We start from the raw sequence: 1652 nt of genomic DNA on the forward strand, positions 1-1652 counted from the left end.
GACGCGTCGGCGGCCACGGCGTCGCGCAGCGCCTCGAACCAGCGGAGCTTGTAGCCGTAGTGGTCGTGCTCGACGTCCCGGCCGTTCGGCACGTAGACCGACCAGACGCGGGCGGCCCCGCAGGTGGCCGAGATGGCCCGGGGCTCCTGCGCACCCTCGAAGTCCGGGCCGCCCGGCAGGCCGGTCACCACCTCGGTGATGCCGACGCGGGAGAGCACGGCCACCCCGTTCCACCGGCCGGTCGCGTTGACCGCGGCCTCGTAGCCGAGGCCGCGCAGCTCCTCGTACGGGAACGCGTCCGCGGCGCACTTGACCTCCTGGAGGCACAGCACGTCCGGACGGCTGCTCTCCAGCCAGGCCAGCAACCGGGGCAGGCGGGCGGTGATCGAGTTCACGTTCCAGGTGGCGATGCGCATGCGGCCACCCTAACGGGAGGGTCCGACAACCGGCTCAGAGCTCGACGCTCTCCCCCGGCGCCAGCCGCGAGTGCTCCGCCCCGCCGACGCCGGGGCCGTCCGGCCCGAGCATCCGGTCGTAGACGGGCCGCGCCAGGTCGGTCAGGAGCGCGTCGTGGACGTCGATCGCCCGGCGCGGCGACACCTCGCGGAGGTAGTCGATGACGTCGCCGACCCGGCTCCACGGCGCCATCACCGGCACCATCAGCGTGTCCACCGGCCGGCCGGGGACGGTGAGGGCGTCGCCGGGGTGGAAGAGCGCGCCGTCCACGAAGTAGCCGACGTTGGTAATCCGCGCGATGTCCGGGTGGATCACCGCGTGCAGCTGCCCGTGCACCTCGACGTCGAACCCCACGGCCGTGAAGGCGTCGCCCTCGCCGACGGTGTGCACCCGCCCCGGGAACGCGGCCGAGAGCTGCTCGGCGACGCTCCGCAGCGTCCACAGCTCGGCGGCGGGGTTGGCCTCCAGGGCCGCCCGCAGCCGGTGCGCGTCGAAGTGGTCCGGGTGCTCGTGGGTGACCAGCAGCGCGTCCGCCCCGAGCGCCGCACCCTCCTCCGTGAACCCGCCGGGGTCGATGACGAGGGCGCGGCCTTCCTTCTCCAGACGGACGCAGGCGTGGCCGTACTTGGTGAGTTTCATACCCACATGATGGCGCTAGGGGCGCGCGTCGGAGCGCCCGGGCGCGCTCCGCTCGCCTTCTCCCACTTCTTCCGCGGATGGGCCGGACCGGTCCGCCATGACCGCCCGGATCGCGGCGAAGGCAGCCCGGGCGGCGGGCAGCCCGGCGTAGAGGGCCGTGTGCCGCAGGGCCTCCTGGATCTCACCGGGCGTGACCCCCAGCCGGAGCGCGGCCCGGGCGTGCCCGGGGAGCTCCTGAAGGTGTCCGCCGACCGTGAGCGCCGTAAGGGTGAGCAACGCCCTCGTCCGCTGGTCCAGCCCCGGGCGGGACCAGCTCTCGTCCCAGGCGACCCGGGCCGCGAACTCCTCGAACTCCCGCGCGAACGGATCCGCGCCGGCGGCCGCCTCCTCATGCGCCTCCCCCAGCGCCCGCCGCCGCACGTCGAGCGCTCCCGCGGCACCCGCCCCTCCGGCGTCCGCTCCCGGCTCGACGACGGTCAGGGCGTCCGCCGAGTACGCGCCCGCGGCCCGGTGCCGGGCGCGCGCGGGACGCGCTTCGGCCGCGGGGCCGGCGGACC

General features: G+C 75.4%; 3 protein-coding genes. All 3 read right to left on the reverse strand.

Translation table 11 applies throughout. From position 1 onward, the window contains the following. A partial coding sequence (locus tag JNW98_RS04425) for an exodeoxyribonuclease III (RefSeq protein ID WP_223766735.1) occupies positions 1-416 on the reverse strand: 416 nt, incomplete at its 3' end. A gap of 34 nt (positions 417-450) precedes the next feature. Beyond that, entirely contained in the window at positions 451-1095 is a 645-nt protein-coding gene (locus JNW98_RS04430) for an MBL fold metallo-hydrolase (RefSeq protein WP_223766736.1), read from the reverse strand. 15 nt (positions 1096-1110) lie between these two features. Then, positions 1111-1652: carboxymuconolactone decarboxylase family protein (locus JNW98_RS04435; RefSeq protein WP_223766737.1), on the reverse strand; the 542-nt coding region annotated here is incomplete at its 5' end.

This window comes from Streptomyces huiliensis, assembly GCF_020037025.1.
GTDB classification, from domain to species: Bacteria; Actinomycetota; Actinomycetes; order Streptomycetales; family Streptomycetaceae; genus Streptomyces; species Streptomyces huiliensis.

Bases quoted from the DNA above. Each gene is read 5' to 3' on its own strand.
- JNW98_RS04430 (WP_223766736.1), bottom strand. From the start codon at position 1,095: ATGAAACTCACCAAGTACGGCCACGCCTGCGTCCGTCTGGAGAAGGAA.